Consider the following 13,838-nt stretch of genomic DNA (forward strand, 5'->3'; position numbering starts at 1 on the left):
CTACAAATTTCCAGCTCAAAATAGTAATTAAATTCTAAATTAATTACTGGGAGATCTTATTTTCTATATTCGGAGATATAAATAATGAAACAGAATAAACAAACAACATTGATACATAGTGGGCGTCAAGCAATTAAAACATCTGGCCCAATTAACCCTCCTGTTATGAGAGCCAGTACTATTGTTTTTGATTCAATAAAAAGTTGGCGTGAAATACGCGATCGTCGTATTACTGAACGAGTATTAAGCTATGGTGCTCGTGGTACAGAAACAGCGTTTGCACTTGAAGCATTAGTAACTGAATTAGAAGGTGGTTATCGAGCACAGCTCTTTCCTACAGGGCTAGCCGCAATTGCATTTACTATTATGGGCTACGCCCGAAGTGGTGGGCATGTTTTATTTGCTGATTCTGTCTATGAACCCGTACGTAAAATAGCCTCTGCTTTTTTAGAGCCTAATAATATCACTTATAGCTTTTTTAAAACTGACGGTTCAGATTTCGAGCAAAAAATTCAAGAAAACACTCAACTTATTTTCGTTGAATCACCGGGTTCATTACTTTATGAAATGCTGGATCTACCAGAAATTTGCCATATCGCTCATGAAAAAAATATTCCTGTTGGGGTGGATAATACTTGGGGCTCGGCATGGCTTTATAACCCTTTGGAATTAGGTGCTGATGTTTCTGTAATTGCTGCAACTAAATATTTATGCGGTCACTCAGATGTCATGATGGGCATTATGATCGCAAATGAAACCGCATGGAAACAAATTGGGGCATTACCAGAAGCTCTTGGTCAAGCAAGTAGCCCTGATGATGCCGCCTTAGTCCTGAGAGGAATGAGGACTCTTGCTCAACGTCTTACAAATCATGGTAAATCAGCACTGGCTATCGCTCAGTGGTTAGAAACACGCCCTGAAGTGGCCAAAGTTTGGTTTCCAGAGTTACCCACACATCCTCGCCATGACTTATGGAAACGTGATTGTAAAGGTAGTAATGGATTATTAACCATTGAATTTAAACAAAAATATACCATTAAACAATCTGAACAATTTATTGATGCATTAACCTTATTTGGTATTGGTGCATCTTGGGGAGGATTTGAAAGTCTTGCATTACCCGCCAATGTTATGGGTGCCAGAACAGCAACAGATTGGCGTGAAGGCCACGGTCCTTTTGTACGTTTACATATTGGTCTTGAGTCTACTGATGACTTAATTGCAGATCTCACCCAAGCATTTAGTGCATTAAATCAATAACAACAATACTGCATCACGACACTGGGGAATTAATTATGACTGGTTTAATTATTGCCGCGCTAGTTACTGCGTTGGTAGTTTATTTGCTGGCTCGAGGTTATAAACCTCAACCTGTGTTATTACTCGGAGGCATGCTGTTATTGCTCCTTACAGCTTCTCTCGATCTCAACCCTTTATTACCGGAAAATAAATCTACACAATTTAAGTATTTTGATATTTTCCAAATTTTTACCGATATTATGAGCTCGCGTTTAGCGGGTTTAGGTTTAACCTTAATGGCAATTGCTGGTTTCTCACGTTATATGGAACACGTGGGCGCCAGCCGAGCTTTATTTGCTATTTTTGAAAAACCATTAAAAACGATTAAATCCCCCTACTTATTACTGGTTATTTCATTTTTAGTCACACAAATTTTAGTTATTTTTATTCCTAGCCATGCAGGTTTAGGAATGTTACTCATGGTAACGATGTACCCTATTTTAATTCGCTCAGGTATTAGTCCTCTATCTGCTTTAGCTGTTATCGGTTGTTGTCAATTTATTGATCATGGACCCGGCTCTGGAAATGTTATTATGGCGGCTAAAACAGCGGATATTGAACCTGCAGTCTATTTTGTTCAACACCAACTCCCTATCACTATTCCTATTATCATTGCGGTTGCTATTACCCATTTCTTTATTCAACGTTGGTGGGATAAACGTGAGGGTTTTGTTTTCGACCCAACAGCTATTGATAATGTAAAAGAAGAAGGAAGTCAGGTGCCATTATCATATGCCTTATTACCCGTGATCCCTTTAATTCTCATTATTGGTTTTAGTCCGTTATTTCATAATTACATTAAATTAGAAGTGACTACCGCAATGATTATTAGTACGGTTATTGCACTAGTCTTTGAATATGTGCGATTGCGCGATGCTAAAGCGGTAATGAACAGTTTTATGTTGTTCTTTGAAGGCATGGGAAAACAGTTTGTTTTAGTTGTATCGTTGATTGTATCTGGGGAATTTTTTGCTAATGGATTACTAAAAAGTGGCGCGGTAGATACCTTAATTAGTTCTGCTCAAGATGCTGGCTTTGGTATTGCTGCGATGATTATTGTGATGAGTGCCATCTTAGCATTAGCAGCCTTTTTAATGGGATCGGGTAATGCTGCATTCTTTTCATTTGCCGCATTAACACCCAAAATTGCTGCGTTCTTAAAAGTCGATGTCATCACTTTAATTTTACCTATGCAAATTATGACCAGCTTTGGTCGCACAGTTTCACCTATTACGGCAGCTATTGTTGCTATTGCAGGAATTGCCAATGTCTCACCTTTCCAAATAGTGAAAAGAACCGCAATTCCAATGGCTATCGCCGCTACCGTTAACTTAGCGATGACATTCTGGTTTTTATACACATAATTTACAGCACCGATTGTGTATCAAATAAAATAATAAGTTGTATTCCCTTCCCCTTAAACTCGGTGACTCCTGAGTTTAAGGGCTTTTTGTTATTATCCATCACCCTAAACAATAACTATCACCATAATTAAAACTAGGTATTATTATATTCCAAATTTGTTTGTTTTTTGAACAGTGATATCCTATTTTAATACTAACCAATTTACTGCTTTATGTGGTACAGCACTTGTTTCAATGGCATATCTAGATATACTTTTTAGTAACATTCATCTGCACATAAATCTTATGAAAAAATTACTTCTTGTTGTTATCGCACTACTGGCTTTTGGCTCCCTTGGGGGCGTTTTTCTTGCCGGACTAAATATTTATACGCGCTCAACCACACCGGTAGACACAGAGCAAACTCAACCTAATCGCTCACCAGCACAGCAATTTCCAGCTCTACCAGATAGCTCACCATCGACGAAATAAAGAGGTTGCACCATGGAATTTGATTATTTTGTTACCCCACAATGGCTTTTTGAACATCACGACGATCAAGATCTGGTGATAGTTGATGTTAGCGCGCCTATGCCTACGCAAGATATTGACTATCATCAGCGCTATCTTGAACGTCATATCCCTAGTGCCCATTTTTTTGATCTGGATGAAATCGCCGATAAAACAACATCATTACCACATATGTTGCCATCTGACACACTGTTTTCTGAAACCTTAACTCAGTTAGGTATTTCAAATAATACAACAGTGATCCTCTATGATATCGGTAATTTCTTTTCAGCACCTCGTGGCTGGTGGACTTTTACTACCTTAGGTTGTCACAAGGTGCGTATTCTGGCCGGTGGTTTACAAGCTTGGCAGGAAGCGGGGTTCCCCCTTGAGCAGGGAGAAACGCCCAACGTCCCAGCCACTCACCCTTTTATCGTCACACGCAACACTCAACGCCGTGTCGATAAACAACAAATACTGGATAATCTGACTACGCAACAAAATCAAATCATTGATGCTCGTTCGGCGGATAGATTTTATGGTAGAGCACCAGAGCCTCGTCCCGGTTTACGTAGGGGCCATATTCCCAATAGTAAAAATGTTCCTTGGGATAGCTTAGTCATTAATGGACAATTAAAAGATAAAGCACAATTACAGCACATATTTGAACAAGCGGGAGTCGATTTATCTCAGCCAATTATTGTCAGTTGTGGCTCAGGTATGACTGCGGCTATTCTATTTTTAGCTTTAACTCTATTGGGCTGCCAGAATATCGCACTGTATGATGGCTCTTGGGCGCAGTGGGGAGCAGAAAACGCATTACCTTGTGAATGCGAATAAAATAAAAGCGATAGTGAAGTTAGCACAAAAAAGTAAACCCGCAGATGCGGGTTTAATAGTATTAATAGACTCTTTATTTCCAATTAACTGGCAAATATTTTTGCTAAATAAAGCACAACGATTGCCCCTATTACGGCAACGACAAAACTACCAAAATTGAAACCATCTACTTTGCCTTTACCAAAGAAATTACTAATTACACCACCAACTACAGCACCCACAATACCTAGAATACAGGTCCAGATAAGGCCGATATCATACGAGCCAGGCATTAAGAATTTGGCTAAGATACCCGCAATAAGACCGAACACAATCCAAGAAAGAAATCCCATAGTTCCCCCTAAATGTAGTGATAATATAGATAGTATATTAAAAATGGTCACTTTAAGAGTGTAAGACGAAATAGTGATTTTTTCCAATAATTGCACTTAAACAGCAATTATTTTTTTCATATTCAGATATTTTTACCTTTTTATAGAAAAAACCAGCACCTTATTATTAATGCTGGTTTTGGCTATTAATAACCTATTGTGGTTATTATAACGCTTCTATTATTTTGGCTATTTCAGGTGAGGTTTTTAGCGTTCTAATTTGACTAAAAAGTGCATCAGCATCTTGATACTCTTTTCTTAAATATCCCAACCACTGTTTTATACGGGAAGCATGGTAATAAGTGGTATCCCCTTGCTTTTCTAGACGAATATAGCGTTTAAGTAATTGGATCACTTGTGACCAAGGCATTTTTTCTTCAATACCTTTTATCACATTACTTAAATTGGGCGTATGCATCGCCCCGCGACCTATCATAATCGCATCACAGCCAGTTATCTTTAAACAAGAGATAGCATCTTCTCGACACCAAATCTCACCGTTAGCGATAACGGGAATAGTCAATTTTTGGCGAATTTCACCAATCGCTTGCCAGTTTATCTTATCAGCACGATAACCATCTTCTTTTGTTCTACCGTGGATAGTAATTTCTGTCGCGCCACCTTGTTCTACAGCATCGGCAATTTCATGGCAATAAGATGAACAATCCCACCCTAATCGTACCTTTACAGAAACAGGTAAATCCGCAGGTACAGCACCACGCATCGCTTTAGTTGCTTGATAAATCGTTTCTGGTTGTTTTAATAACGAGGCACCACCACCATTACCATTGACGGTTTTAGAAGGACAACCACAATTAAGATCAACCCCCCATGAACCTAAAGAGACGGCTCGAAAAGCGTTTTCTGCCAACCATTGTGGATTTTGCCCTAATAATTGTACCCGCACCAAAGTGCCACTTTGCGTGCGGCTTTGGGTGTGTAATTCAGGGCATAAACGATAAAATGCTTTTGGCGGTAATAATGAATCAACAACGCGAATAAATTCCGTGATACAGAGATCGTAATGATTAATCGCCGTCAGTAGATCTCTCACAAGGGGGTCTAACACCCCCTCCATTGGCGCTAATAGGACTCGCACAGTTTAGCCTCAAAATTCTTTTCTAGCTTTTGACCAAGGATTTTGATTATCACGATCATCATCGTGTTTGCGTGAACGTCTAGCTGGTTTAGATTTATTCTGTTTTATCTCACCCGTTTCACTCTCTTTTTGATTACGACTATTTTTATTACGTGGTGTATGGCGATTATCTTTGCCACGAATATCAGCACGACCATGTCCGCCTTCTTTATTATTACGTGCTTTATTCTTTGGCTTTTTATGCAAAGGCGCCGCTTTTATTGAGGGATCAGGATCGTAACCTTCTAATGCTAAACGAGGGATTTCACGTTTTAATAAGCGTTCAATATCGGCTAATAAGCCATGTTCATCAACACAAACTAAAGATATCGCTTTACCTGTTGCCGCCGCACGCCCTGTTCGACCAATACGATGAACGTAATCTTCTGCTACCTGCGGTAATTCAAAGTTGACCACATAAGGAAGTTGGTCAATATCAAGTCCCCGCGCTGCAATATCAGTGGCAACTAACGCTTTTAATTTACCGTCTTTAAAATCAGCTAGAGCACGTGTTCTAGCTCCTTGGCTTTTATTACCGTGGATCGCCGCTGATTTGATGCCATCTAAATTAAGATGTTCAGCTAATTTATTCGCACCATGTTTAGTTCGAGTAAAAATAAGAACTTGAGGCCAATTTTCTAGGCCAATTAAGTGTGATAACAGCTCTGTCTTACGCTTTTTATCCACTAAATGGACATATTGATCAACAGATTCAGCCGCTGAGTTTTTGGGGGCAACAGCAATACTTATAGGATTGTTGAGTAGTGAGTTAGCAAGCCCTGTTATCTCTTTTGAAAAAGTCGCTGAAAAGAGTAAATTTTGTCGTTTTTTCGGTAACTTATTGATGACTCGACGAATATCATGAATAAATCCCATATCTAACATACGATCAGCTTCATCTAACACCAATACTTCAACGCGAGATAAGTCGACAGCATTTTGATGTTCAAGATCAAGTAAGCGGCCCGGTGTTGCAATCAAAACATCGACGCCACCTCGTAGTTTCATCATTTGAGGATTGATACTAACGCCACCAAAAACCACCAATGAACGAATAGGTAAATAACGACTATAAGCTTTTACGTTATCGGCAATTTGTGCAGCTAATTCACGTGTAGGGGTTAAAATAAGCGCTTTAACTGGCTTACGCCCTTTCGTTTTCTCTGCTGATGTAGCGAGTTTTTCCAGTATCGGTAATGTAAATGCGGCCGTTTTTCCCGTACCCGTTTGTGCACTTGCTAATACGTCCTTACCCGCCAAAATCGGCTCAATCGCCTGTTGTTGAATAGGGGTTGGGGTTTTATACCCTTGTTCATCAATAGCGCGGAGAAGCGCCTCACTTAAACCAAGCGATGTAAAATCGGTCAAAACAGAAATCTCCTACAACCAGAACGTATAACACGGTGATTGAAATTAAAAATGACGGGCTTTCACCTCAAGGTGAAAGAGAATGAACCTTATCAGGTTAACCTAATAGCGGTCATTTTAACAGTTTTGCTATCTTGCGAATATAAAAATAATTTTTAAATAAATCATGTTTTTTTTATTACATGTCATCTTTATTTCATTATTTACTACAAATTTATCCTGTTACTCAATATCATCGAATATACTACTTTCAATAACGACTATTTTAATGTTATTTCTTTGTTACATTTTACTTAAGTAAGGTATCCTTATGCCAGACACACACCAAAAGAAAACTCGAGGGGAACTTGCAAAACGACAGTTATTAGAAGCTGCCTGTGAAATCTTTGGTAAAAATGGGCCTGATGGCGCCACAACTCGCCAGATTGCGCAAGCTGCGAAGCAAAATATCGCGGCTATTGCTTACTATTTTGGCTCTAAAGAAGGGTTATATCTCGCTGTTGCACAGTATATTGCCGATTTAATTCGAATTGATTTTGAACCCACCGTTGCACAACTTGATGATTTTCTTGAAAAACCTAATCCAACAGAGCACTTACCCCTATTACAAAAACTGATCATTGACAGTTTTTTGCAATATGCCCGACTCGTACTTGATAAAAGCAATGTACATATCAGTCGTATTATGGCAAGAGAACAACTTGTTCCCACAGAAGCCTATTCCCTTATCCACCAGCAAGCGTTATCTCCGCTATTAACTCGTGTAAATCGTTTATTAGCACTTTATATTGGCTTAGATCCAACTTTACCAAAAACCATGCTACATACTCACGCTATTTTGGGAGAGGTGCTATCATTTCGATTAGTACGAGAAACCATTTTACGCCAAACTGGATGGGATAGAATTGGTAAACAGGAATATGAAATTATTTCTAATACCTTAAAAGTACATATTACTTTACTACTTGATGGACTAAGAGAGATCTATACTCATAACAACCATGCATAAATATAAATAGAGTTATTATGAAAACGAAAAAAATCAGTGTCTTTATTATCTTAATGATTATTATCGGTATTATCGCAGGTATCTATTATTATGAAGAGAACAAAGATCCTGAGTTAGTACTCTATGGAAATGTTGATATTCGGACGGTTAACTTAAGTTTTCGTGTTGCAGGCAAGTTAGCGGAACTACAAGTTGATGAAGGTGCGCCGGTCACCAAAGGTCAATTATTAGGCCAACTCGATGATGCACCTTACATTAATGCATTAAATAAAGCTTATGGTGAACGTGATAGTGCCATCGCTTCATTAGCCTTAATGGAGGCTGGTTACCGCAGTGAAGAAATTGCACAAGCCCAGTCAGATGTGTCATTAAAACGTGCCGCATGGCAATATGCTGAAAACTTTTATAAGCGACAACAAGATCTTGCTAATCGCAAAGTTATTTCAGCCAATGACTTAGACAGTGCCCGCAATAATCGTAACCAAGCGGCTGCGGCATTAAAAGCAGCACAAGACAAACTCAATCAATATCAAAATGGTTATCGCCAAGAAGATATTGATATGGCAAGAGGTCAAGTACTTCAAGCCAAAGCGGCAGTTGCCCAAGCAGAGCTTAATCTTCAAGACACCAAATTAACCTCACCTGCAGAAGGAACTATACTGACTCGTGCTGTGGAGCCTGGCACTATTTTATCAGCAGGAAGCCCTGTTTTTACTGTTTCTTTAACTAACCCTGTGTGGGTTAGAGCTTATATTAGTGAAAATCATTTAGGTGAAGCGATACCTAATCGCGAAGTGTATCTTTATACCGACAGTCGCAAAGATAAGCCTTATCATGGCACTATAGGTTTTGTTTCGCCAACCGCTGAGTTTACCCCTAAAAGCGTTGAAACACCGGAACTACGCACTGATCTAGTTTATCGTATAAGAGTGGTTGTCACCGATGCTGATGATGCATTACGCCAAGGAATGCCAGTGACCTTGAAATTTGCACCGACTCATTAAGTTGAGGAGAGGCAATCAATATGGATAACACAAATTACACCATCAATTTAAGCGGTGTTGAAAAACGCTTTATTGGGCTTGAAAAACCGGCGGTTGCTTCACTCACCGCCACCATTACCGGTGGTTCAGTCACAGGTCTTGTCGGCCCTGATGGTGCGGGAAAAACAACCCTAATCCGCATGCTAGCAGGATTACTAAAACCTGATGCTGGTGAGATCAAAATTTTAGGAATGGATCCGCAAAAACAGAGTGTTGATGTTAGGGCTATCCTCGGTTATATGCCACAAAAATTTGGCTTATATGAAGATCTCACTGTGCTAGAGAATCTCAACCTTTATGCAGATTTAAAAAATGTTATCGGTGAAGAGAGAAAAAGAGTTTATCAACAGCTACTCTCTTTTACTGACTTAACACGTTTTACCTCTCGTCTAGCGGGTAATCTTTCTGGTGGGATGAAACAAAAATTAGGGTTAGCTTGTACTCTATTAGGTAGTCCCAAAGTCCTGTTATTAGATGAGCCGGGAGTTGGTGTTGATCCCATTGCCCGTCGAGAGCTTTGGCAAATGGTTCATACCTTAGCCGGTGATGGCATGCTTATCTTATGGAGTACCTCTTATCTTGATGAAGCAGAACAATGTAAAAACATTCTGCTACTGAATAAAGGTGAATTACTTTATAGCGGTGTACCTCAGACCTTAACGGCTAAAATGGCGGGACGCTCTTTTTTACTCAATGTTGAAGGTCATCAGCGTCGAAAAGTATTGCAACAAGCCATTATACAACCTCAAGTGACCGATGGCGTGATCCAAGGGCAATCTGTACGATTGATCTTAAAAAAACACAGTGACCAAACAGCATTGTTAAACGCCTTAGGAAAACCAGATGCAAAACTTATTCCGGCGACACCGCGCTTTGAAGATGCCTTTATTGATTTATTAGGTGGTGGCCCTTCTCATAAATCTGAACTGGCGGAGATCATGCCACAAATCCCCCCAGCACCCGATGAAACCGTTATTGAAGCACAACAATTAACGAAAATGTTCGGTCAATTTGCCGCCACTGATCATGTTGATTTCCAAGTTAAACGTGGGGAGATTTTCGGATTATTAGGCCCTAACGGTGCGGGAAAATCGACAACTTTTAAGATGATGTGCGGGCTATTAGTACCAACGAGTGGTAAAGCATTAGTGTTAGGTATGGATCTGAAAGTCAGCTCAGGTAAAGCTCGCCAACATTTAGGTTATATGGCACAAAAATTCTCGCTATATAGCAACTTAAAAGTGGGGCAAAACCTGAAATTTTTTTCTGGGGTTTATGGATTATATGGTAAGCAACAGCGCAATAAAATTAATGATATGATAACCGCATTTGGCTTACAGCCAATGATTAATCAAATCACCGATACCTTACCTCTTGGCTATAAACAGCGTCTTGCCCTTGCATGCTCTTTGATGCATGAGCCAGATATTCTTTTTCTTGATGAACCTACCTCAGGGGTTGACCCTTTAACACGCCGTGAATTCTGGCTTCATATCAATGGAATGGTGGATAAAGGTGTAACAGTGATGGTAACGACTCACTTTATGGATGAAGCTGAATATTGTGATCGTATCGGTTTGGTTTATCGCGGAAAAATTATTGCAGCAGGCGAGCCGGATTCATTAAAACAGATGGTAGCAACAGAAGAAAATCCGACCCCCTCTATGGAAGATGCTTTTATTGGCTTAGTACTGGATTACGATAAAAAACTTGAACAAGAAAATCACCAAGGGAGCGAAAAACATGAGTAATTCGTCTCAATCATCACCTGCACATTTTTCTTGGCGACGTTTATATGCTCTTTGTTTAAAAGAGACTAAACAAATCACCCGTGATCCCAGTAGCGCGCTTATTGCTATTGTTATCCCCCTCACCTTACTGTTTATTTTTGGTTACGGTATCAACTTAGATTCAAGCAAATTAAATATTGGTATACTAACTAACCAACAAAGCCAACCGGCACAAGAGTTAGTGTATACTTTTACCAACTCTCCCTATATTAACGCCACCATTAGCGATAATCGCCAATTGCTTATCGATAAAATGCAAGCCGGAGAAATTCGTGGCATTGTGGTTATTCCTGTCGACTTTGCGCAATTATTAGCCCGACAAGATAGCAAAGCTCCCATTCAAGTGATCACCGATGGTAGTGAGCCAAATACCGCAAACTTTGTACAAGCCTATACCAAAGGGGTTTGGCAAATCTGGTTACAGCAACAAGCTTTAAGTCAAGGCATTCAACAGCAACCATTAATTGAAATTGAGCCAAGGTATTGGTTTAACCCTGCAGCCATCAGCCAACACTATATTATTCCCGGTGCCGTCACTATTATCATCACCGTGGTTGGGGCTATTCTAACCTCTTTGGTTATCGCTCGAGAATGGGAGCGTGGCACCATGGAAGCCTTACTCTCAACCCAAATTACACGCACAGAATTACTGCTTTCCAAGCTTATTCCTTATCAAGTATTAGGCAGTTTTGTTATGGTGCTATGTATGTTGGTCACTGTCTATATATTAGGCGTGCCTTACCGTGGTTCATTATGGATTTTAGCGGGTATTACTTCACTATTTTTAGCCACTGCACTAGGTATGGGGCTATTGATCTCCACCCTAACTCGCAATCAATTTAACGCGGCAATGATCTCACTTAATGCGGCTTTTTTACCTGCGGTGATGTTATCAGGCTTTGTGTTTGAAATTGATAGCATGCCATTTTTTATTCAAGTAGTGACCTATTTTATTCCCGCACGTTATTTTGTTAGTAGCTTACAGACACTCTTCTTAGCGGGAGATATTCCGATGATCTTAATGCTAGATATGTGGCTATTAATTGTTTCAGCCATCTTTTTTATTGGCTTAACGGCGTTAGCAACACGTCGTCGCTTAGATTAATAAGGGAGAGTTTTTATGTTTCATCGTCTTCTCACCCTGATAATGAAAGAGCTACAGTCATTATTACAAGAGCCGCAAACACGGATTATCTTAATATTACCGGTTATCTTTCAGATGATCTTATTCCCTTTTGCGGCCACCCTTGATGTTACCAATGCCTCTGTTGCTATTTTTGATGAAGACAATGGTAAACAATCTATTGAATTAACCCAACGCATAGCCAAAGCCAGTGCTTTTTCTGAAACCCTATTATTAAAAAGTGAACATGAAATTAAAGAGACGATTAATAATCGTAAAGCCTTGCTATTAGTGCGTTTTCCACAAAATTTTAGTGCTAATTTAGCCAGTCATACTCCGGTAAAATTACAATTAATTCTTGATGGACGTAATTCTAATAGTGCACAAATTGCGGCAAATTATGTACAACAAATTGTGCAAAATTATCAAACAGAATTAGCCGGCGATACCCCATCTTTACTGAATAAAAGCGAATTAGTAGTACGTAATTGGTATAACCCCAATTTAAACTATAAATGGTTTATTGTGCCTTCTTTAGTGGCCTTAATTATCACCATCGGAGTAATGATAGTAACATCACTGTCTGTTGCTAGAGAGCGAGAGCAAGGGACATTAGATCAGCTATTAGTTTCACCGTTATCAACTTGGCAAATCTTTGTAGGAAAAGCGGTTCCTGCGATGGTTGTTGCGGCAGTACAGGGAACCATTGTATTAATTATCGGTATTTTCGGCTATCAAATACCTTTTTCAGGCTCACTGCTATTATTTTACTTTACCATGCTTATTTACGGTTTATCGCTGGTAGGTTTTGGGCTTTTGATTTCCGCGTTAAGTTCAACACAACAACAAGCATTCATTGGTGTGTTCGTATTTATGATGCCCGCAGTATTATTATCAGGCTATATTTCTCCAGTGGAAAATATGCCAGTTTGGTTACAGCAAGCCACATGGATAAACCCAATCCGTCATTTCACTGATATTACCAAACAAATCTACCTCAAAAATGCCGATATTACCGTAATATGGCATAGTTTATGGGCACTGATTGTTATTGCTATTGGGACAGGCTCTATTGCCTATTATCTTTTCCGCAGGAAGATAGTATAAAATCTCTACCTTGATAGATAAGAATAAACATCTCACGCTATAAATAGTATTTTATAAATACAAAAAATCCCATAACTGAAGAGGTTATGGGATTTAACTATGCGGTTATTAAACGACGCAGTTTATGATTAACGACGATCGCCTAAAATACGCAGTAACATTAAGAACAGGTTGATAAAATCTAAATAAAGCGTTAATGCACCCATAATTGAGTAACGGCGCATATTTTCTTTATCTTCTTGATTAATTTCGCTACCCATATCCTTTAATTTTTGTGTGTCATATGCGGTTAAACCAGCGAAAATCAGTACACCTGCGTAAGAGATAACCATGCTCATCATGCTGCTTTGCATAAAGATATTAACAATAGAAGCAATGATAATACCGATAAGCCCCATAAACAGGAAGCTACCCATCCCAGTTAAACTACGTTTAGTGGTGTAACCATAAACACTTAATGCACCAAACATTGCCGCACAGATAAAGAAAGTGCTAGCAACAGAGGAGTAAGTATAAACAATTAACACACTCGAAATAGTGACACCTGTTAATGCGGAATAGAGCATAAAGAGGGTTGTGGCAAGCGCACCACTCATTTTATGTACCATACCGGATAATATAAAAACTAATGCTAATTGAGCGATAATCAAACCAAAGAAAAAGATCTTATTAGTGAAGATCATCTCAATTAAAGTCGCGCTGGATGCAACATACAGAGCAACAAATGCAGTAAGTAACAGACCTACAGTCATCCAGCCATACACTTGCGCCATAAAGGTTTGTAGACCTGTACCAGTGCGCTGTACGATTGAATCATTTGAACGTGAAAATCGATCCATGATGATTACCCTTTAATCATAGTGATAACGTTGAATTTAACGATAACGTTTATTTCAG

Annotated in this window: 13 protein-coding genes; 9 read left to right on the plus strand and 4 right to left on the minus strand. The window is 39.3% G+C overall.

Annotated elements, in window-relative coordinates; all coding sequences use genetic code 11:
• Positions 1 to 84 precede the first annotated feature (84 nt).
• The 4 genes from metC (at position 85) to sseA (ending at position 3,992) form a co-directional block, all read left to right on the plus strand.
• Entirely contained in the window at positions 85 to 1,260 is a 1,176-nt protein-coding gene (gene metC / locus AACU98_RS11090) for a cystathionine beta-lyase (RefSeq protein WP_004244491.1), read from the plus strand.
• Between the two features lie 35 nt (positions 1,261 to 1,295).
• On the plus strand, positions 1,296 to 2,663 hold the full coding sequence (dcuC, locus tag AACU98_RS11095) for a C4-dicarboxylate transporter DcuC (RefSeq protein WP_004252125.1): 1,368 nt from the start codon (positions 1,296 to 1,298) through the stop codon (positions 2,661 to 2,663).
• 285 nt (positions 2,664 to 2,948) lie between these two features.
• Positions 2,949 to 3,134 carry a hypothetical protein gene (locus tag AACU98_RS11100; RefSeq protein ID WP_012367682.1) on the plus strand — a complete coding sequence of 62 codons (186 nt, stop codon included), beginning with the start codon at positions 2,949 to 2,951 and terminating at the stop codon, positions 3,132 to 3,134.
• Positions 3,135 to 3,146: 12 nt separating this feature from the next.
• Positions 3,147 to 3,992, plus strand: a complete 846-nt coding sequence (gene sseA, locus AACU98_RS11105; protein ID WP_161735899.1) for a 3-mercaptopyruvate sulfurtransferase — start codon at positions 3,147 to 3,149, stop codon at positions 3,990 to 3,992.
• 83 nt (positions 3,993 to 4,075) lie between these two features.
• Here the strand turns inward: sseA and AACU98_RS11110 are convergent, their stop codons facing one another.
• From AACU98_RS11110 to rhlE, 3 genes are all read right to left on the minus strand, one after another.
• The gene (locus tag AACU98_RS11110; RefSeq protein ID WP_004244486.1) at positions 4,076 to 4,324 is read right to left on the minus strand and encodes a GlsB/YeaQ/YmgE family stress response membrane protein; all 249 of its coding nucleotides are present in this window, start codon (positions 4,322 to 4,324) and stop codon (positions 4,076 to 4,078) included.
• A 205-nt stretch (positions 4,325 to 4,529) separates the two neighbouring features.
• Positions 4,530 to 5,462, minus strand: coding sequence for a tRNA dihydrouridine(16) synthase DusC (gene dusC / locus AACU98_RS11115; protein ID WP_004247575.1), 933 nt, complete (start codon positions 5,460 to 5,462; stop codon positions 4,530 to 4,532).
• 9 nt (positions 5,463 to 5,471) lie between these two features.
• On the minus strand, positions 5,472 to 6,869 hold the full coding sequence (rhlE, locus tag AACU98_RS11120) for an ATP-dependent RNA helicase RhlE (RefSeq protein ID WP_012367680.1): 1,398 nt from the start codon (positions 6,867 to 6,869) through the stop codon (positions 5,472 to 5,474).
• Positions 6,870 to 7,179: 310 nt separating this feature from the next.
• Between rhlE and cecR the strand changes: the two genes are divergently transcribed.
• Genes cecR through AACU98_RS11145 form a run of 5 tightly spaced genes read left to right on the plus strand, consistent with a single transcriptional unit; the run spans position 7,180 to position 12,941 of the window.
• Positions 7,180 to 7,878 carry a transcriptional regulator CecR gene (cecR, locus tag AACU98_RS11125; protein ID WP_004247574.1) on the plus strand — a complete coding sequence of 233 codons (699 nt, stop codon included), beginning with the start codon at positions 7,180 to 7,182 and terminating at the stop codon, positions 7,876 to 7,878.
• Positions 7,879 to 7,895: 17 nt separating this feature from the next.
• The gene (hlyD, locus tag AACU98_RS11130) at positions 7,896 to 8,882 is read left to right on the plus strand and encodes a secretion protein HlyD (RefSeq protein WP_004247573.1); all 987 of its coding nucleotides are present in this window, start codon (positions 7,896 to 7,898) and stop codon (positions 8,880 to 8,882) included.
• A gap of 20 nt (positions 8,883 to 8,902) precedes the next feature.
• Complete coding sequence (locus AACU98_RS11135; RefSeq protein WP_004247572.1) at positions 8,903 to 10,672, plus strand: ATP-binding cassette domain-containing protein; 1,770 nt, start codon at positions 8,903 to 8,905, stop codon at positions 10,670 to 10,672.
• A complete protein-coding gene (locus tag AACU98_RS11140; RefSeq protein WP_004244479.1) occupies positions 10,665 to 11,816 on the plus strand; it encodes an ABC transporter permease in 1,152 nt (383 codons plus the stop codon). The genes AACU98_RS11135 and AACU98_RS11140 overlap by 8 nt, the downstream gene beginning before the upstream one ends.
• A 15-nt stretch (positions 11,817 to 11,831) precedes the next feature.
• Entirely contained in the window at positions 11,832 to 12,941 is a 1,110-nt protein-coding gene (locus tag AACU98_RS11145) for an ABC transporter permease (protein ID WP_004244478.1), read from the plus strand.
• A 128-nt stretch (positions 12,942 to 13,069) separates the two neighbouring features.
• Here the strand turns inward: AACU98_RS11145 and AACU98_RS11150 are convergent, their stop codons facing one another.
• Positions 13,070 to 13,780, minus strand: coding sequence for a Bax inhibitor-1/YccA family protein (locus AACU98_RS11150; RefSeq protein WP_004244477.1), 711 nt, complete (start codon positions 13,778 to 13,780; stop codon positions 13,070 to 13,072).
• Between the last annotated feature and the right edge of the window lie 58 nt (positions 13,781 to 13,838).

Origin of the sequence: Proteus sp. G4380 (assembly GCF_963885725.1) — a bacterium.
Lineage (GTDB): Bacteria > Pseudomonadota > Gammaproteobacteria > Enterobacterales > Enterobacteriaceae > Proteus > Proteus mirabilis.

What these genes read in the sequence shown, in the direction of transcription:
- metC (WP_004244491.1), top strand. Translation starts at nt 85, where the DNA reads ATGAAACAGAATAAACAAACAACATTGATACATAGTGGGCGTCAAGCA.
- dcuC (WP_004252125.1), top strand. Translation starts at nt 1,296, where the DNA reads ATGACTGGTTTAATTATTGCCGCGCTAGTTACTGCGTTGGTAGTTTAT.
- AACU98_RS11100 (WP_012367682.1), top strand. Translation starts at nt 2,949, where the DNA reads ATGAAAAAATTACTTCTTGTTGTTATCGCACTACTGGCTTTTGGCTCC.
- sseA (WP_161735899.1), top strand. Translation starts at nt 3,147, where the DNA reads ATGGAATTTGATTATTTTGTTACCCCACAATGGCTTTTTGAACATCAC.
- AACU98_RS11110 (WP_004244486.1), bottom strand. Translation starts at nt 4,324, where the DNA reads ATGGGATTTCTTTCTTGGATTGTGTTCGGTCTTATTGCGGGTATCTTA.
- cecR (WP_004247574.1), top strand. Translation starts at nt 7,180, where the DNA reads ATGCCAGACACACACCAAAAGAAAACTCGAGGGGAACTTGCAAAACGA.
- hlyD (WP_004247573.1), top strand. Translation starts at nt 7,896, where the DNA reads ATGAAAACGAAAAAAATCAGTGTCTTTATTATCTTAATGATTATTATC.
- AACU98_RS11135 (WP_004247572.1), top strand. Translation starts at nt 8,903, where the DNA reads ATGGATAACACAAATTACACCATCAATTTAAGCGGTGTTGAAAAACGC.
- AACU98_RS11140 (WP_004244479.1), top strand. Translation starts at nt 10,665, where the DNA reads ATGAGTAATTCGTCTCAATCATCACCTGCACATTTTTCTTGGCGACGT.
- AACU98_RS11145 (WP_004244478.1), top strand. Translation starts at nt 11,832, where the DNA reads ATGTTTCATCGTCTTCTCACCCTGATAATGAAAGAGCTACAGTCATTA.
- AACU98_RS11150 (WP_004244477.1), bottom strand. Translation starts at nt 13,780, where the DNA reads ATGGATCGATTTTCACGTTCAAATGATTCAATCGTACAGCGCACTGGT.